The sequence below is a fragment of the Haloarcula amylolytica JCM 13557 genome (assembly GCF_000336615.1).
In the GTDB taxonomy this organism is placed as follows: domain Archaea; phylum Halobacteriota; class Halobacteria; order Halobacteriales; family Haloarculaceae; genus Haloarcula; species Haloarcula amylolytica.
This window is the reverse complement of sequence record NZ_AOLW01000006.1, coordinates 305745-323744: the sequence shown is the minus strand read 5'-3', so window position 1 is coordinate 323744 and position 18000 is coordinate 305745. Positions and strand designations below refer to the sequence as shown.

The following is an 18000-nucleotide window of genomic DNA, read 5'->3' as shown; positions in this document are numbered from 1 at the left end:
CAAACCCCTTTCGTCACGTCCCGGTTCCCGGCCTGAAACCTCAACGAACGGCGCAATGCATATAATGGGTGAACGGTCTAGACTCAGTAGAGGTACAGAGTACTATGTCACGGTCGGCGCTGGTGGAAAACGTCATGGCGATGCTCGAAGACGCTGGCTTCCTCGTCAGCGACCGCTGTGCGATTCGTCCGAAGAGTTTCGACATCGCTGCTCGTCGCGGTGAGGACGTGTTGCTCCTGAAGATACTGGGCAACATCGACGCCTTCGACGCACAGACTGGGGGCGAGATGCGGCGACTGGGCACGTACCTGAACGCCACGCCGATTGTCATCGGCCTCCGGACGCGCGACGAGGAACTGAAACCCGGCGTCGTCTACTTCCGGCACGGCGTCCCCGTGCTGTCGCCCGACACCGCGATGGACCTGTTCGTCGAGGAGGTCCCACCGCTCATCTACGCCGCTCCGGGCGGGCTTTACGTCAACATCGACTCGGAGATTCTTGCCGACGTGCGCGAGGACCGCGACTGGTCGCTCGGCCGACTGGCGAAGGAACTGGGCGTCTCCCGGCGGACAGTCTCGAAATACGAGGACGGGATGGACGCCTCCGTCGAGGTGGCCGCCGAACTGGAGGACCTGTTCGACGCGCCGCTGACCTCGCCGGTGAGCGTCCTCGACGGCGCCGAAGAGGTCCGGGACGACGAGCCGACACCGGACGACCCCGATGTCGCACCGGAAGACCAGCCGATTGTGACGGTATTCACCCGTATCGGCTTCGAGGTCCACCCGACGGACCGCGCGCCCTTCAAGAGCGTCAACGAGAGCGACGACGAGCACGGGCAGGTCCTTGCCGGTCACTCGGCGTTCACCGAGACGGCCGAGAAACGGGCGCGCATCATGTCCTCGGTCGGCGAGGTAACCCGGACCCGGTCGGTGTACGTCGTCGACGAACTCCGGCGGGAGTCCGTCGAGGGGACCGCGCTCATCGAAAAAGAGGAGATGGAGAACATCGAGGACGCCATCGACCTGCGCGACCTCATTATGGAGCGCGGCGAGGACCGCGAGGAAGTCGCCTGAGCGGGCGCTCTCAGTCTTCGCTGTCACGTAAAAACGAGAACCACCGCAAGCCCCGGGTCTACTGCCCGTACGTCTCTTCGAGATACTCGACAATCCACCTTTTTCGTCCTTACCCCTCCTCGCTCGTTCCACTCGCTGCGGGAGGGGTCTCTGCTCACGGGCGCGATGCGCCCGTTCGCATGGTCAGCGGGACCTTCGGTCCCGCTCGACTCGAAAAACGTGGGCGAAAAACGGTCGCGCGTAGCGCGACCGCGATAGAGATGTCTTACTGCCCGTACGTTTCTTCGAGATACTCGACGATGTCGTCGGATTCAGGCATCCCGTCGACGCCGTTGTCCTCGTCGACGAGGACGGGAACGCCCGTCTGGCCCGAAACCTCCTTCACTTCGGTCCGCTCGCCGTGGGACCGCGGGACCATGTGGGACTCGTAGTCGAGGCCCAGCTCGTCGAGTTTCTTGATTACCTTCGCACAGTACGGACACCCCTCGAGTTCGTAGAGTTCGAGATTAGCCATTTGCACTCGTGGGTAGGCGAGCCAGCGTCAAGAACACATCGGTGGTGTGTCCCGGCCGCGCAGGGCCGAGAGCGTTCCGGCCAGCGCTACACGTCGATATCGTCGGGTGCGTCGGCCAGCAGGTCCGACGCCGTCACGAGCGAGGACAGTTCGAGGTCGTGGTCAGCGAGGTTCTCGCTGGCCCCCTCCTCGCGGTCGACGACGACGAGCACGCGATTGACGACAGCGCCGGCCTCGCGGAGCGCCTCGGCGGCGTCGACCGCGCTCTGGCCGGTCGTCGCGATGTCTTCGAGGATGATGACCTCCTCGCCGTCGGCCAGATCCCCTTCGATTCGGTTGCCCGTGCCGTACTCCTTTGCCTGCTTGCGGGCGATAACGTAGGGGATGCCCGTCTCGACACTGGTGACTGCGACCAGCGGGACCGCACCGAGGGCGACGCCGGCGAGCGTGGCGTCCGTGTCCCACTCGGCGATGCGCTCGGCGAAGGCCCCGGCGATGAGATCCAGACAGTCGGGGTTTGTCTCGAAGACGTACTTGTCGACGTAGTAGTTCGACGTGCCGCCGTGGGAGAGCTCAAACTCCCCGAACTTGACGGCGTCGGCGTCCCGTAGCGCCGCGATGAGGTCGTCGTTTGCCATACGCTCACTGCACGGTCACGGGGCTAATGACTGTTGAATTCGGACAGCGACATTCCTAAGCCCCTCCGCGTCAGACACTCGCTCGAATGCAAGTTTTCGGGTCGAGCGGCGTCCGGGGTGTCGCGGGCGATGAGCTGACACCGCGGTACGTCCTTCGGGTTGCACAGGCCGCCGGGGACGTCTGGCGTGACGACCACGACCGCGTGGCAATCGCCCGGGACACGCGGACGACCGGGCGGACGTTTATCAACGCCGCGACGAGCGGCCTGACGACCGTCGAGTTCGACGTCGACCGCCTCGGCGTCGTGCCGACGCCAGGGCTGCAGGCCTACTGTGAGCGTGAAGGGGTTCCGGGCGTGATGATTACTGCGAGTCACAATCCGGCCGCGTACAACGGCGTGAAGCTCATCGGCGCGGACGGCGTCGAACTGACGCGGGACACGCTCGACCACGTCGAGCAGTCTCTGCGAGACGACACCCCGGCCTACGCGGACTGGGAGACAGTCGGGTCCGACACCGCCATCGATAGCGCCCGCCGCCGCTACCGCGAGCAGGTGCTGTCTGCCGTCGACCGCGACCGCATCGCCGACGCCGACCTCACTATCGTCGTCGACCCCGGGCACGGCGCGGGCTCGCTGACGAGCCCCGACCTGTTCCGCGAACTCGGCTGTGAGGTCCACACCGTCAACACCCAGCCCGACGGCCACTTCCCCGGCCGCGACCCCGAACCCGTCGCCGAGAACCTCGGAGACCTCCGGGCGTTCGTCCGGGCGACCGACGCCGACCTCGGCTTTGCCCACGACGGCGACGCCGACCGCGGGATGTTCGTCGATGAAACCGGGACACACATCGAAGGCGACGCCGCGCTGGCGGCGCTCGCGGCTGCGAAAATCGAGTCCGGCGACGGCGTCGTCTCGGCGGTCAACGCCTCCCAGCGCCTCGTGGACGTGGTCGAGGACGCCGGCGCGACACTCTCGCTTACCCCCATCGGCTCGACGTACATCGTCAGTCGCATCCGCAGACTGCAGGACGAGGGCACGCACGTCGCTATCGCCGGCGAGGGCAACGGCGGCATCCTCTTCCCGGACTACCGCATCGCCCGGGATGGCGCGTTCACCGCCGCGAAGTTCCTCGAACTCGTCGCCGAGCGGCCCGCGAGCGAGGTGGCCGCGGACTACGACGACTACTACAACGTCCGGCGGAACCTCGAATACGAGACCGAAGACGAGCGCGAGGCGATGCTCGAAGGCATCGAGGCCCACGCCAACGACGCGACGGCCGACCTCGATACGACGGACGGCTACCGGCTCGACTACGGCGACGGCTGGGTACTGGCCCGACCGTCCGGCACGGAGCCCGTCGTCCGGGTCTACGCAGAAGCGCGGACACTCGACCGCGCTGAAGAGCTGGCCGAAACGATGGTCAGTCGAGCGACCCAGCGGACAGACACCTACAGCGGCGAATAAGTCTCCAGCGCGTCGTCGATAGCCGCCCTGGCCTCGCGGGCGGTCGATAGTTCCTGTTCGACAGCGCCGCTTGCCAGTCGCTCGCGCTCTGATTCCGTGAGTTCCGAGCGAGCGACGGCGCTCTCCCGGAGCCGCTCGTAGTCGTCCCGCTCCGCGAGTCCACGCACCTCCCGTAGCCCTGCGACCACGGACTCGTCGGCGAAGCGGGCGACAACCGAGCGGTACTCACGGCAGAACCACGGCAGAGCGTCGGCCGACGGCGGCGGCCAGTCGATTCTGACCGGCTCGGCATCGAGCCGACGGAGGTACGTCCGTCGGGTGGCGACGGCGCTGCGGAGCGCCGCGGCGTCGTCGACGTAGTGGTCCAGTTTCGAGGCGGAGTAGTCGGCGTACTCCAGTAGTTTCGGAATCGGCTCCGTCCCGGCGTCGTGCTCGCGGACGTAGGTCAGCAGTTCCGCAGGCGGGGACCGGAACTCGACCAGCGGGTACGCCTCCGCGCGCTCGATGACGGCCAGGGCCTCCCGGGCCGGCGTGTTGCGCCGAAACTCGGTGAACGCCTCGGTGACGGCGTCGTTGTAGCGCTCGATGGGGTCACGGAGATGCTCGACCGGCGCATCGAGGTCGGCGTCGCCGAGGCGCTGGAGGCGTTCGAGGTCGTCGATGCGGTCGCTCAGTTCGTCGCGTCGACGGTTCGCCTCGGTCCGGGCCTTCTTGTACCGCTCGCGTGCGTCGTCGAGTTCGTCGAGTCGCCCGACGAGGTCGCCGACGGGCGACAGCATCTCGCGGGCCTGCTCGAAGTCGCCCTCGGTGAGTCGCCGCTGCTGGAGGAAGTCGTCGACTTCTTCGAAGGTATCGCGCTCGGGCAGGTCCTCGGGGAGGTCGTCGGTCAGCGTCCCGACGCGGCCCTGAAACTCCATGAACGCCTCGAAGTCGCCGCCGCCGGTCGCCCGCCCGTCGTAGCTTTCGAGCAGGTTCCACAGCTCGCTGTAGATGCCACGGCAGTCACGGAGCGCGTCTGCGCCGACCTCCTCGACGCGTTCCTGTGCCCGGTCGTGCGTCTCGGCGGCCTGTTCGAGGCGCTCAACGGTGTCGGGAGTTCCTGCACTGCTTTCGATCTCAGTATCGGATCGCGCCATCAGTACACGTCGTCGGGGTCGAACACTTGCTCGCCGACCGTCTCGCCGTCGACAGTCCGGTGAAAGCAGGACTCGTAGCCGGTGTGGCACGCCCCGCCGGTCTGGTCGACGACGTACAGCAGCGCGTCCCCGTCGCAGTCGACCCGCACCTCTTCGACGGCCTGCGTGTGGCCGCTGGTCCCGCCCTTGTGCCAGAGTTCGTCCCGGCTCCGCGAGTAGTAGTGGGCTTCCCCCGTCTCGCGGGTCTTCCGGAGCGCTTCCTCTGTGACGTAGGCGAGCATGAGCACCTCGCCGGTGTCTGCGTCCTGTGCGACAGCGGGGATGTACTCCTGCTCGTCGAACGCGAGGTCGACCTCGGTCATACTCGGGCCGAGGCGTGTCCGCAAAATAGGTCTTCTGCTGCGGGGGGTCAGGCCAGCCCAACAGCCTGCAACAGCGAGAACAGCACGTCGCCGTAGGTGAGCGAGACGATCAGCCCGGCGAACATCGGGACGAGGAACGGAATCCCGGGCGAAATCCACACCTCGTCCTGTTCGGCGAGCACGTCCAGTCCGTCACGGAGCTGGGCCGGCGACGTGCCGTAGGCGGAGTGGTCGATGTCGTCCAGAAACCGCTCGGCACCCCACGGGTCGTCGATGGCGGCGGGACGGTCGGTCTCATCGGCCCCGGCGTCACGGTCTGCCGGTCCTTCTACGTCGTCGGCCACCGGATCGCCGCCGTCGGTCGCCAGGGAACCGTCGCCGGGGTCGTTCGGAACCGCCGGGAGGGAAGTCGGACGCCGATGGTGGTCGGGATCGGCCCGGATGTCGGCGAGCGAGCAACCGCGCCAGCGCAGGTACATCCGGAGGGCGTCGAGGTCGAGGCCGCCGCGGTCGAACCCGTCGGGCGATTCGAGCAGTCGACCGTACTCTTCAGTGACGTCGGCGGCGGCGACGGGCCGGCCGATGAACATCGCTAGGGAGAAGCGTCCCCGAGCGAGGTTGCCGGCGGCGACGGCCAGCGGATAGACGATGCCAGCAAGCACGGTGTTCGAGAGGATCGTCAGCGAGAACACGCCGATAGCGCTCTGCTGGAGCGGGAGGGCGACGCTTGGCATGGGCAGGTAGTACACCGGATAGACGGGAAAGAGAACGGCGACGAGCATGAACGCCTTCGCGTCGGCCCCACCGAACCCGCCGATGAGCCAGAAACCGTACGACAGCGGAATGACGAAGCCGAGACTGATCGCGACCTGAACGAAGAACAGCCGCTGGCCGACCGCTGTCGGGCCGGCCCAGACGGTGTAGGCGTCCCACAGCAGGAGCACGACCGCCAGCACGGCAAGCGGGGTCCAGGTCCGGTTGGGCACCCGGCGGGTTTTCACGTCGCGGTAGGCCGCCCACCCGAACACCGGGACGGCGACCAGCCGAAGCAGGTCCGGTATCGACCCAAGCACGGCTGTACGCAATACAGGGGTACCCCTAATGGTTCCGGTACGACGGCTGTCCAAGGCAGTCGCTGCTGGAAGAAGAAAGTGTAGTGCGCTGCAGGAGCCGCGTTAGATGACGCGGTTCTGCAGGTAGTCGAGGTGCTTGGCGTTGTAGACGATCTTGACCTCGTCGGCGTCCGGGCTGCCGATACAGGTCAGGCGAACGTTCTTGTCTTCGACTTCCTCGTCGCTGAGGATCTGCTGCATGTCCATGTCGATGTCGCCTTCGAGAACGATGGCGGCACAGTTCGCACAGGCACCGGCGCGGCACGAGAAGGGCCAGTCGTAGCCCTGCGCCTCGGCGGCCTCAAGGATGTACTCGCCTTCGTTCACCTCGAGGGACCCGTAGTCCTCACCGTCGAGGTCCATATCTGACGCCTCTGCGAAGACGTCGTCGTCGTACATGTCCCAGCCGTTATCGTCCACTACTTCGTAGTTAAGGTACTCTACCGTGGGCATCACCTGATTGGTTCGAACCCCGCCCTGTTAGACTTTGCCCTTCGGTTTTAGGCCGTGCAAAATAATGAGGGACAACGCGGGGATTCGTCGGAACTGACGGCATCTGTTCGGGCCGATACTGTTCAGGCGATCGGCAAAAACTTGAACACCAGATACGCCGCGAGCGTCGCAATCGACGGGACGATGTTCTGGAGGAAAATCACTCTGGCGGTGGTCCCGGGTTCGAACAGGTCCGACGCCGACGGGATGTCCTCCCGTGATTCCTCGCCGATGGGTTCGGTCTCGGCCGGCTTCGGCGTCCCCTTTTTTCCGCCGACGGTCGGCGCGTCCGCAGCCTCCGCGTCGGTGGTCAGCGCACCGACAGACGCGACGGGGGTCTCACCATGCACAGTATCGGAGATACTCGTCGTTCGCGTTGCACGGCCCCACCCGAGACCGACGATACTCATCGTGGCGATGATGACGAAACTCGCCGGAATACCCAGCGCGGAGAGGAAGGTGACGATGGTGGAGGCGACCGCCGCGACCACGATGGCGGCGACCAGCGGGAGGTCGGTCAGGTCGTTGCCGACCGTGTCCATCGTTCGGCGGGCAATGGTGAACGCACCGAGACCGATGGCCCCGCCGCCGAGCAGGATAGCCGGGTACATATCTAGCGAGCCGTTCCCCACAAGGGGGGCGACGGCGTTGGCAACGTTCGACGCGCCCGCCGAGAAAGCCATGTAACAGCCGATACCGATGACGACGACGGTCCCGACGAACTCACGCGGCGTCGTGTTCTCGCCGAGTGACGGCTGTGGAATCGAGCCGGACCGGTCGAAATCCAGTAGCGACCCCTCGCTCTGGGAGACAGCGAACCACTCGACGAGGCGCGGGTAGAAGTACCGGCCGATGACCCCGCTGACCCAGAAGGCGATAATCGGGGAAACGAGCCACCACGAGACGATTTCGAGCATCAGGGCGGCGTTTAGCGTCCCGCGAGCGAGGCCGAGACCGGCGATAGCGCCGACAGCCGTCATCGAGGTCGACGCCGGGACGCCGACCACGTTCGAGAGAAACAGCGCGACGCCGATGAAAAACAGCACGACGATGCTGATGAGCGGCGAGAAGGCGGTCTCGACGAGGTCGCTCCCGAGGCTTTCGACGACTTCCGGGCCGACGATGAGTCCCCCGGCCAGCGCGAAGATGGTCATCAGGGCCGCCGCGGACAGTTTCGAAAGCGTATCTGACCCGACTGCAGGCCCGAACGCGACACCCGTCGAAGACCCCCCGATATTGAAGCCGACGAAGATAGCCACCAGAACACCGAGGGCAAAGAGAACTTCGACCATACAGGTGCCAGTCCCTCACTGGGTTAAAACATACCGAACGGGTACTGCGCCAAGCGACGGCGACCGCCGCTACGACGACCGCTCGTCCGAGCTACCCTCGTCGGTGTCGGACTTGCCACCCTCCTCCGCGAGGTGCTCGTCGTCAGCCGGCATCGTCTCCTCGACCGCCGCCGCGGTCTCCTCGACTTCGCTTGCCGTTTCCTTGGCCGCTTCAACCTCGTCAGTGACCGATTCGGCTGTCTGCTTCGCGTCGCTGGTCTTGTCTTTGACCTCGGTGGTCTTGTCTTTCACTTCTGTCGTCCGGTCTTTCGCGTCCGTCGCCTTGTCCTTGACCTGTGTCGTCTTGTCTTTCACTTCAGTCGTCTTGTCCTTGACCTCCGTCGTCTTGTCCTTGACTTCGGTCACCTTCTCGGCGGCGTCCTCGTCGCCGGTCTCGGTCGCAGTCTGTTCGACTTCGTCGGCCGTCCGCTCGACTTCGTCGGCTGTCTGCTCGACCTCGTCGACGGTCTCCTCCACTTCGTCCGCTGTCTGCTCGACCTCGCCGGCCGTCTGCTCGACTTCGTCCGCGGTCTGTTCGACATCTTCGGCAGCCTCGTCGACCGTCTCGGCGGCGTTTTCGACCTCGTCGGCGGTCGTCTCTAGCTCCTCGGCTGTCGTTTCCAGTTGCTCGGCGGCCTCTTCGAGTTCAGCGGCCTTCGTGGCGACGTCCTCGTTCGTCCGTTCGAGGACGTTCGCGAGGACGAGGAACTGTAGCAAGCCGACGACGACGAATGCCGAGATGGCGACGCTCGCGGCAGTCGCGAGCACCGACGTCGTGCCGGCACCCAGCGGCAGGACACCGAAGGAAGCCAAACCCCAGGCCAGCGCCAGGCCGACGGCGGTGACCAGTACGGCCTGTTCGAACAGCCGGTACTCGCGCTCGTACCGCCCGAACATGATTGCTTCGAGCCGACGGGCAAGCGGTGTGAGGACGAGTGTGGCAGTAACCATGGCGAACCTTCCCTATCACGGCTTAAAAGGATGCGGGTCACTGGAGGGAGACGGCCGTCCGCACGTATCGGACCGACACGCTTTCGACGGCCGCCGCCGGACCACCGGCCATGTTCCCCGAATTCGAGGTCGTCCCCGCAGTCGACATGCAGGACGGACAGGTGGTCCAGCTGGTCGGCGGCGAACGCGGCACCGAAAAGACCTACGGCGATCCGGTCGAGGCCGCTCAGCGGTGGGTCGACGCCGGCGCGCGGACGCTTCATCTCGTCGACCTCGACGGCGCGTTCGAGGGCGAGCGACAGAACGCGGCGGCCATCGACGCCGTCCTCGACGCGGTGGGTGACGACGTGGGCGTGCAACTCGGCGGCGGCATCCGGACCGCCGAGGACGCCATCTCACTGCTCGACCGCGGGCTTGACCGCGTCATCCTCGGCACGGCGGCCGTCGAGACGCCGGAGATCGTCCGCGAAATCAGCGACGAACACCCCGGCAGTGTGCTCGTGAGCCTCGACGCGAAGGACGGCGAGGTGGTCGTCTCCGGGTGGACCGAAGGGACCGGTCTGGACCCCGCGGAAGCCGCCGAGCGGTACGCCGACCTCGGGGCCGGCGGCATCCTCTTTACCGACGTGGACGTAGAAGGGCAGCTCGAAGGGGTTCGGACCGATCCGGTCCGCCGGCTGGTCGACAGCGTCGACATCCCGGTTATCGCAAGCGGCGGCGTGGCGACCATCGACGACGTGCTATCGCTACGGTCGGCCGGGGCCGCCGCCGTCGTCGTCGGCAGCGCGCTCTACGAGGGGCAGTTCACGCTCGACGCGGCGATCGACGCGCTCGCCGAGGATTAATCGAGCGGGACGAACGGCAGCGTCGCCCGCGAGTCGGCGCTGTAGGCCAGCGCGTCGGACTGGCTCACTCCCTCGGGCGTCGTCAGGTCCATGATTCGCGGGGCGTTCTCGACCGCATCCGGCTTCGCGCCGCCGAAGACGTAAGCCTCGGCTTCTTCGGCAACGGGCCGTAGCGACCCGCGGTCCTCCGACTGCACCATCGCGACGACTTCGAGGTCCGCCGCGTCCGCGCCGCCGACGGCTTCTCTGTCGAGGGAGAGCGTGACCGTCCCCGCATCTACGTCGACGGCCTCACCGAGTGAGACCGCCTCCCCGTCGTCGTCGGTCAGCGCCGCACCGCTGGCGTCGACCGCGCTCTTGGAGAAGCCGCTGATTTCGATGCGGTACTGCCACGGGGCCTCGAAGTCGACGGTCGCGCCGAGGTCGTCGAGGCTGGTCGTCGACCCGCTGTCGGCGCTCGGGTCTCGGAGCCAGAGGACGAACCACTGCGGCGAGAAGCCGCGACTGCTGCCGAAGGCGTTGTAGAGGCTCGCCACCTCGAAGGTGAAGCGGTGGAGGCTCGGCGTCTGCTCGACAGTCAGCGACTCCAGATCGAACGCGCCCGACTCGAAGTCGTCGCTGGTCGGGTAGGTGTACTCGCCGGGGCCGGTGTCGTCGCCGGACGGGTCGGCGAGTTCGGCCACCGTCGCGGGCGGCTTGACCGTCACCGTTCCGCTTGCCAGCGTCGTCCCGTCCGGGAGCGTGACCGTCACCTCGTACTCGCCAGCCGCGTCGATGCTGTAGCCGAACTCGTAGGTGGCGTCGCCTGTGTTGGGCGGGAAGCGGACGTTCTCTGTCCTGACAGTCTCGCCGCCGACGCGGAGCGTCACCGTGGTCCCGCCGATGAACGCCCCGTCGTTGCGCCCGGTGGCCCGAATGAACGGCTCCTGGATGAACACCTCGTCGCCGATGGTGACGTCGAAGTCCTGTGCTGGCCGCTCGTACGCCGGCAGATCGTTGATTTCCTGCCCCGTCGCGCGTCGGAAGCGGACGGCCGTCCCACCGCTGCCGACCATCGACGCGAGCAGGGTCGTCCCCGGAGTGACGATTGCCTCGTCGACGCGAACGTCGGTCAGGTTCTCGTCGTAGGCCGCGTCGATGCCGTCGGCGTAGATTTCGGCGACGTACTTCGGGCCGCTGGGGCCGTTACCGTTGCCCGTGCCGTTCTTCCTGCCGTTGCCGCCGGCTTCGTTCGTCCCGTTCTTCTCGCCGTTGTCGTTCCCCGGCCCCTGTCCGTTGCTGTCCGAGGCAGGCGAGAGGAACTCCAGGGGTACGTCGACGGCGCGGCCGCCCTCGTCGGTCATCGCGCCGAGATACCATTCCTCGCCTTTCTGCCGTACAGTGACCATGTAATCGCCGATCTCGGCGTCGAGGACGCGTGTGTCGTCCCAGCCTGCGGCCGGAACGTCCTCGATGAACTGGAACGCCTCGACGGTCTCGCCGCGGATGGGCGGCGTCTCGGGTTCGGGCATCGATTCGCCGGATGCGGTGACCGCCATCGAGTCGAGGTTGAAGCCGCCGGTGTCCTCGGCGGTCAGCGAGAGGGCGAGTTCGTCCTCGTCGCCCGACAGCGAGACGGTCGTCGAGACGGTCTCCCAGACGTCCCAGTACTCGGTGGGCGGGAACGTTAGCTGGCCGGCCTCGCTGCCGTCGACCAGCACCGTCGCGGTGCGGTCGGTGTCCGGCGAAACGGCGTTCTCCTCGGCGTCGCTGGCGTACCGGAAATGAACCTCATACTCGCCCTCGCTCGCACCTTCGACAGCCCAGGAGACGGTCGCACCGGGCGCGGCGCTGTTGGGGTCGATGGCGACGTACTGCTCGCCCTGGGCGTTGGCCCAGCGGGCGGCCGTCGAGAAGCCCTCGATGTCGCCCCACTCGGCCTGGGCGACCTCGCCGACGGCGGCCGTCGACGGCTGGTCGGCCAGATAGGAACTGGGTAGGTCGGCGGCCATCTGGAGGCCGCTGAAGTACGTCGGGTACATCGCCAGTTGCTTGGCGCGGGTGGTCTCGATGCCGCCCGACCCCGAGTCCATGTCGAAGATGCCCGGCGTGTACTCGACCGGCCCGCCCAGCATCCGCGTGAACGGGAAGGTGACGTGGTGTTCGGGGCTCACGTCGCCGAAGGAGTCGTACTCCTGGCCTTTGACGCCCTCGCGGGTCATCAAGTTCGGGTACGTCCGTCGGCGGCCGGTCGGGTGAATCGGCTCATGGACGTCGAGCATCTGGCGGTTGGCCGCCGCCGTCTCGGCGACCAGCGTGTGGTGGTTGACGAGTATCTGGTTGTGGTGGTTGAACCCCTCCCCCGCGAGGTCGCCGCTGTCTGAGACGTAGCCGTTTTTAATAGTCCGGATGCCGAGGTCGTCGTACAGCGAGAACGCCTCGTCGAGCTGGGACTCGTAGTTTTTGAAGTCCCCGGCGGTCTCGTTGTGCATCGTCATCTGGGTCGGCGGATCGAGGCTCGCACCGTAGTCGGTCACTTCCGCCAGGTCGAAGTCCGGATACGGTGTCGAGAAATCGAATCCACTGCCATCGCCCGGATAGCTCGACCAGCCTTCGTTCCAGCCCTCGACGAGGACACCGGGGATGTCGTGCTCGCTGGCGAAGTCGATGTACTGCGTGGCGCGGCCGGTCTGTGCGCCGTGGTTGCCGGAGGTCTCCCCGGTGTACTCCCAGTCGGCGCGGCCGGTTATCATCAGCCACCAGACGCCGATGAACTTCTGGGGCTCTATCCAGTCGACGCCCTGCGTGAACACCTCCTCGTCGTAGTCTTCGTTGAGGTTCACCACCAGATTCGACTCGACGAGGTCGCCGGCGCTGGTCCCCACCTGAACTGTTCGCCATGGGGTGACGTGCGGGGCCGACGCCGACACCTTGGTCCCGTCGGGCAGCGGCGCGAGCGTCGATTGGAAGGTCGTGTCACCGGCGTCCGACGGTGTGAGCGCGAGCGAGGCGTAGTCCGTGAGGTCGGCCTCGTGGACGGCGAGGTGACGGCCGTCGTCGGTTCGCATCGTCATCGGCGTGTGGACGCCGTCGAAGCCAGTGCCGTCGAGTTCGCCGGCCACCTCGCTCAGCGGCGTCTCCTCGTACTCCACCTCGAAGTTGTTGTAGTCGTTGGGAATCCACCACGAGGTGTAGTCCCCGGCGAAATTGTACTCGGTCCGCTCGGATGTGACGACGAACTGGTCGCCGAAGGGCTCCCCGAAGATGAATCGGAAGCCGACGCCGTCGTCGAACACCCGGAAGACGAGCGTCCCGAACCGCTCCGCCCCGGCCGACTCCGCGACCCCCAGCCGGAGTTCCGTGTACCGCTCGGTGATTTCGTCGTAACGGTCCCAGACCGGCGTCCAGCTGGTGTCGACCTCGGTCCGCTCGCTCCCGGTGACTGTCAGGCCAGCGGCGAAGGCATCCTGATTCCGGAACTCGAAGCCCAGTTCCGACGCCCCAATGAGCGTCGTCCCGTCGTGTGCAACCTCGTATGTTGGCACACCGTCGCTGACATCGACAGTGAGTGTGACTGTCCCGTCGGGCGACGAGACAGTCCGTGTGGCCGAGTCGTCGCCCGCTGTCACCTGTGCGGCAGCGTCGTCGGAGACGGAGACCGAGAACGCCGACGCGGCGAGGAGTGAACCAATCCCACCGAGGAACTGTCTTCGGCTCGGTTTTGATTTAGGCTGTGATCTTTCTTCAAACATCGAGTCGTTCCTGCCACGGGTCAATAATAAAAGTTCACCTAGAATTACGTACCAGTTGGTCAGTGAGGCAGTGAACACCATCGGAATATCGCGTTGCAGCCGAAATGAGGGGTGGCTGAACGCCTATCCGGCTCGCACCCATAATGTAGATATGGACCGCAACGAGGTGCGTCGCGCATGGGACAGCGTCTCTGAGACCTACGCCGAACGGCGCGACCCGAGCGGGTCGGACGCAGCCCTGCTCGACGACCTGCTCGAACGGCTCCCCGAAACGCCGACAGTCCTCGACGTGGGCTGTGGCGACGGCGCGCGAACGCTTGCGAATCTTCCGTCGAACAGCGTTGGGCTCGATTTCTCGCGTGTGGGCCTGGACCTCGCCGCCGAGACGGTGCCGGACAGCCGTCTCGTTCAGGGGGATATGACGGCGCTCCCGATTGCGACCGACGGCGTGGACGCCGTCACGGCCTACCACGCCGTCTTTCACGTCCAGCGAGACCAGCACCCGGAAGTCTACCGGGAGTTCGCCCGCGTCCTCCGGCCGGGCGGCACTGTGTTGATGACGCTGCCGAGCGGCCAGTTCGAAACCGTCCGGCGCGGCTGGATGGGCGGGTCGATGTTCTTCTCAGCACCGGGTCGGCGAACGACCCTCGACCAGTTGGCCGACGCCGGCTTCAGCGAGACGGAGACGGTCACCGCGACGGACCCCCTCGGGAGCGATAGCGAGTTCGTCTTCGCCACGCTCGACGGCGATTAGCGACCGCCTACTCCCCCAAGTCGTCGGCCGTGCTGACGTGCATCCCGACGAACTGCCACTCGCGTGCCCCACCGGTGGCTTCCAGCGTCCCGCTCCAGCGCGTGTCGTACTCGTGGCGGACTCCGGCCTCGGTGTCGAGCCAGCACAGGTCGACGGCGTCGCTGAACCACGCGTAGCCCTCGCGTTCGGTCACTCGGAGCGCACGGCTCTCGACGGTCCAGTCTCTCGTCGTCTCGGTCTGCTCCTGTAGGCCTGTCGTGGTGGCGTCAGTCCCGACCAGCTGTTCGGAGATGCCGAACTTGACGACCGACCGGTCCGCGTCGTCGGCAAAGAAGGGGCCGAGCGGCTCGCCGGCCCGAAGTGCCGCGTAGTAGGCCGCGATGGTCTCTCTGGGGTTCATACACCTTCGTACAGCGGCCAGCCACTTCACTGACACACCTGGTGATTACCCATAGATTCGTCGGGGTGGGGTTACAGTCATCTGAATATCAACAGCAGCGATACAGAGAGAGAGCCGGAAAGTCTCACTTGTAGCCGCTTAAACAATCCAGGCTGGGTGGGGCTGAAAGGGGCCGAGCGCTGTGAGGGCGAACGCAGTGAGCCCTCCCATTGCGTGAACGGGGAACGTAGTGACCCGTGAGCGGAGGACGAGTCTGGCGACAGTAGCACCGCAGGAACGACCGACGGGAGTTGACGAGGCGCGCACCGAGTCAGACGAGTCGTCCGTGAGGGGGCTTTCTGGCTGTTGGAAACACCAGTTAGTGTTTTAGCACCAGTACACACCGGACCCGCAATCCTTACGCCGCGGACGGCCACACGGACGTGTATGACAGAGGCGACGGGAATCGTCGGGGAGTTCCTCACGCTCAAGGAGGGGACCGACGCGGACCTGCTGGCGATGCAGTGTGGCGACTTCTACGAGTTCTTCGCCGAGGACGCCGAGATCGTCGCCGACGAACTCGACCTGAAGGTGAGCCAGAAGTCCTCCCATGGCTCGTCGTACCCGATGGCGGGGGTGCCGGTCGACGACCTGACGCCGTACGTCTCTGCGCTGGTCGAGCGGGGCTACCGGGTCGCCATCGCCGACCAGCACGAGACCGAGAACGGCCACGCCCGCGAAATAACGCGGGTAGTTACGCCCGGGACGCATCTGGAGACCGGCGACGAGTCGGCGCAGTACCTCGCCGCAGTCGTCCGAGAGACCAGCCGGGACGGCGGTGACACCTACGGCATCGCCGCGACGGACGTGACCACGGGCCAGTTCCAGGTCACGCAACTGGACGACGCCGACGCGGGCGAGGCGCTGACGGAGCTGTACACGTTCGCACCGGCGGAGATTCTTCCCGGACCGGAGTTGCGGAACGACGACGAGTTCCTGGACCGCCTGCGCGAGCGGACGGGCGCGGCGCTGACGCTGCACGACTCAGCATCGTTCGAGCCGGGACGGGCGAGCCACACCGTCCGCGAGCAGTTCGGGGGCGAGACGGTCGACAGCGTCGGCATCGGCGACCAGGACGTGGCGGTACAGGCCGCCGGTGCGGTGCTGTCCTACGTCGAGGACACCGGCGTCGGAACGCTGGCGGCGGTCACGCGCCTGCAAGCGTACGGCGAGCGCGACCACGTCGACCTCGACGCGACCACACAGCGCAACCTCGAACTCACCGAGACCATGCAGGGCGACAGTTCGGGGTCGCTGTTCGACACCATCGACCACACCGTCACGGCCGCCGGCGGGCGACTGCTCCAGCAGTGGCTCCAGCGACCCCGGCGCAACCGGGCCGAACTCCGGCGTCGGCAGTCCTGCGTGGCGGCGCTGTCGGAGGCGGCGATGGCCCGCGAGCGGATTCGAGAGACGCTGTCGGACGCCTACGACCTCGAACGGCTGGCCGCCCGGGCCACCTCCGGGAGTGCGGACGCGCGGGACCTGCGAGCGGTCGAGGAGACGCTGGCACTGTTGGGGCAGGTCGCCGACGCCGTCACCGAGACCGAGCGGCTGGCCGAGTCGCCGCTTGCCGACGCTCTCGACGGCGCTGACCGCGAGGCGGCCGACGCGCTGGCCGCGGAACTCGACAGTGCACTGGTCGCGGACCCGCCGGGGACGGTCCGACAGGGTGGGCTGTTCAAACGGGGATTCGACGACGACCTCGACGAAATCATCGACGAGCACGAGGCCGCGCTGGAGTGGCTGGAGACGCTGCCGGACCGCGAGAAGGAGCGGACCGGCATCACCCACCTCTCGGTCGACCGGAACAAGACCGACGGCTACTACATCCAGGTCGGCAAGAGCGAGACCGACGCCGTCCCCGAGGAGTACCAGCACATCAAGACGCTGAAAAACTCGAAGCGGTACACGACATCCGAACTCGACGAGAAAGAGCGGGACGTGCTGCGCTTGGAGGAGCGCCGCCACGACATGGAGTACGAGCGGTTCCAGACACTCCGAGGGCGGGTGGCCGAGCGCGCGACGCTGTTGCAGGACGTGGGCCGGGCACTCGCGGAACTGGACGCGTTCGCGTCGCTCGCGGTCCACGCCGTCGAGAACGACTGGACCCGGCCGGCGGTCGTCGAGGGCAACGAACTCTCTATCGAGGCCGGCCGCCACCCGGTCGTCGAGCAGACCACGGAGTTCGTCCCGAACGACCTCTACATGGACGACGACCGGCAGTTCCTCATCGTCACCGGGCCGAACATGAGCGGGAAGTCGACGTACATGCGTCAGGCGGCGCTCATCACGCTGCTTGCCCAGGTGGGCAGTTTCGTGCCGGCGCGGTCGGCGACGGTCGGCCTCGTGGACGGCATCTTCACCCGCGTCGGCGCGCTGGACGAACTGGCGCAGGGCCGCTCGACGTTCATGGTCGAGATGCAGGAACTGTCGAACATCCTCCACTCGGCCACCGACGAGTCGCTGGTGATTCTGGACGAGGTCGGCCGCGGGACGGCTACCTTCGACGGCATCTCTATCGCCTGGGCGGCGACGGAGTACATCGTCAACTCCATCCAGTCGAAGACGCTGTTTGCGACCCACTACCACGAACTGACGGCGCTGGGCGAGGAGCTACCGGCCGTCGAGAACGTCCACGTCGCGGTCGACGGCGAGCCCCGCTCCGCGGAGGGGGACGGCGACGTGACGTTCCTCCGAACGGTCCGGGACGGCCCGACCGACCGCTCCTACGGCGTCCACGTCGCCGACCTCGCCGGCGTCCCCGAGCCGGTCGTCGGTCGCTCACAGGAGGTGCTCGACCGCTTGCGCGACGACAAAGCTATCGAGATTCGGGGCAGCGAGCGGGACGACGGCGGGACGACGCAGGCCGTGTTCGACCTGGATTCGGGGCAGTTCAGGGACGGCACGGCTCAGTCGGCGAACACATCAGCCGGTTCGACGGCTGAGCCGGTCGCGACCGACGGTGACCCCGAACACGCGACCGGGGAGGCCGCGGCCGAGGCCCCTGACGGCGACGAGGCGGCAGCGTCCCTCGACCCTGAGACGGAGACCGTTCTCTCGGAGCTGACCGAACTAGATGTCAACGAGACGCCGCCGGTCGAGCTGATGGCGAAGGTACAGGAGTGGCAGGCCGAACTGGACGACGAGTAGCGG

General features: G+C 66.6%; 15 protein-coding genes. 5 read left to right on the top strand and 10 right to left on the bottom strand.

The features are described 5' to 3' along the window. Positions 1-104: 104 nt before the first annotated feature. Positions 105-1073: a transcriptional regulator gene (locus C442_RS01905; RefSeq protein WP_008307370.1), complete on the top strand. Its 969-nt coding sequence runs from the start codon at positions 105-107 to the stop codon at positions 1071-1073. A gap of 265 nt (positions 1074-1338) precedes the next feature. Here C442_RS01905 and C442_RS01900 read toward each other — a convergent pair whose 3' ends face one another. Further along, a complete protein-coding gene (locus C442_RS01900; RefSeq protein WP_008307368.1) occupies positions 1339-1587 on the bottom strand; it encodes a glutathione S-transferase N-terminal domain-containing protein in 249 nt (82 codons plus the stop codon). 86 nt (positions 1588-1673) lie between these two features. After that, the gene (gene pyrE / locus C442_RS01895) at positions 1674-2225 is read right to left on the bottom strand and encodes an orotate phosphoribosyltransferase (protein WP_008307366.1); all 552 of its coding nucleotides are present in this window, start codon (positions 2223-2225) and stop codon (positions 1674-1676) included. An 86-nt stretch (positions 2226-2311) separates the two neighbouring features. On the opposite strand from pyrE, the gene glmM reads away from it, so the two are divergent. Further along, positions 2312-3691 carry a phosphoglucosamine mutase gene (gene glmM / locus C442_RS01890; protein WP_008307365.1) on the top strand — a complete coding sequence of 460 codons (1380 nt, stop codon included), beginning with the start codon at positions 2312-2314 and terminating at the stop codon, positions 3689-3691. Here glmM and C442_RS01885 read toward each other — a convergent pair. The 6 genes from C442_RS01885 to C442_RS01860 all read right to left on the bottom strand — a co-directional run bounded on the left by C442_RS01885 (position 3676) and on the right by C442_RS01860 (position 9075). Further along, a complete protein-coding gene (locus C442_RS01885; protein ID WP_008307364.1) occupies positions 3676-4827 on the bottom strand; it encodes a DUF7118 family protein in 1152 nt (383 codons plus the stop codon). The genes glmM and C442_RS01885 overlap by 16 nt on opposite strands. Then, positions 4827-5189, bottom strand: coding sequence for a phosphoribosyl-AMP cyclohydrolase (gene hisI / locus C442_RS01880; RefSeq protein ID WP_008307361.1), 363 nt, complete (start codon positions 5187-5189; stop codon positions 4827-4829). Before hisI ends, C442_RS01885 begins: the two co-directional genes overlap by 1 nt. A gap of 47 nt (positions 5190-5236) precedes the next feature. Then, positions 5237-6262 carry an A24 family peptidase gene (locus C442_RS01875; protein WP_008307359.1) on the bottom strand — a complete coding sequence of 342 codons (1026 nt, stop codon included), beginning with the start codon at positions 6260-6262 and terminating at the stop codon, positions 5237-5239. Between the two features lie 102 nt (positions 6263-6364). Then, on the bottom strand, positions 6365-6754 hold the full coding sequence (gene fer1 / locus C442_RS01870) for a ferredoxin Fer1 (protein ID WP_004590522.1): 390 nt from the start codon (positions 6752-6754) through the stop codon (positions 6365-6367). A gap of 122 nt (positions 6755-6876) precedes the next feature. Next, the gene (locus C442_RS01865) at positions 6877-8085 is read right to left on the bottom strand and encodes an inorganic phosphate transporter (RefSeq protein WP_008307357.1); all 1209 of its coding nucleotides are present in this window, start codon (positions 8083-8085) and stop codon (positions 6877-6879) included. A gap of 69 nt (positions 8086-8154) precedes the next feature. Beyond that, positions 8155-9075, bottom strand: a complete 921-nt coding sequence (locus C442_RS01860) for a hypothetical protein (RefSeq protein WP_008307355.1) — start codon at positions 9073-9075, stop codon at positions 8155-8157. A gap of 110 nt (positions 9076-9185) precedes the next feature. On the opposite strand from C442_RS01860, the gene hisA reads away from it, so the two are divergent. Further along, positions 9186-9920 (top strand): 1-(5-phosphoribosyl)-5-[(5-phosphoribosylamino)methylideneamino]imidazole-4-carboxamide isomerase, encoded by a 735-nt coding sequence (gene hisA, locus C442_RS01855; RefSeq protein WP_008307352.1) that lies wholly within the window; start codon positions 9186-9188, stop codon positions 9918-9920. Here the strand turns inward: hisA and C442_RS01850 are convergent. Then, positions 9917-13651, bottom strand: a complete 3735-nt coding sequence (locus C442_RS01850; RefSeq protein ID WP_008307351.1) for a glycoside hydrolase family 97 catalytic domain-containing protein — start codon at positions 13649-13651, stop codon at positions 9917-9919. The genes hisA and C442_RS01850 overlap by 4 nt on opposite strands. Positions 13652-13802: 151 nt before the next feature. Here C442_RS01850 and C442_RS01845 point away from each other — a divergent pair, with 151 nt between their 5' ends. Continuing rightward, positions 13803-14405 carry a class I SAM-dependent methyltransferase gene (locus C442_RS01845; protein ID WP_008307349.1) on the top strand — a complete coding sequence of 201 codons (603 nt, stop codon included), beginning with the start codon at positions 13803-13805 and terminating at the stop codon, positions 14403-14405. A 7-nt stretch (positions 14406-14412) separates the two neighbouring features. Here the strand turns inward: C442_RS01845 and C442_RS01840 are convergent, their stop codons facing one another. After that, the gene (locus C442_RS01840) at positions 14413-14805 is read right to left on the bottom strand and encodes a nuclear transport factor 2 family protein (protein WP_008307347.1); all 393 of its coding nucleotides are present in this window, start codon (positions 14803-14805) and stop codon (positions 14413-14415) included. A gap of 426 nt (positions 14806-15231) precedes the next feature. Between C442_RS01840 and mutS the strand changes: the two genes are divergently transcribed. Further along, positions 15232-17997, top strand: coding sequence for a DNA mismatch repair protein MutS (gene mutS / locus C442_RS01835; protein ID WP_008307345.1), 2766 nt, complete (start codon positions 15232-15234; stop codon positions 17995-17997). Positions 17998-18000 lie beyond the last annotated feature (3 nt).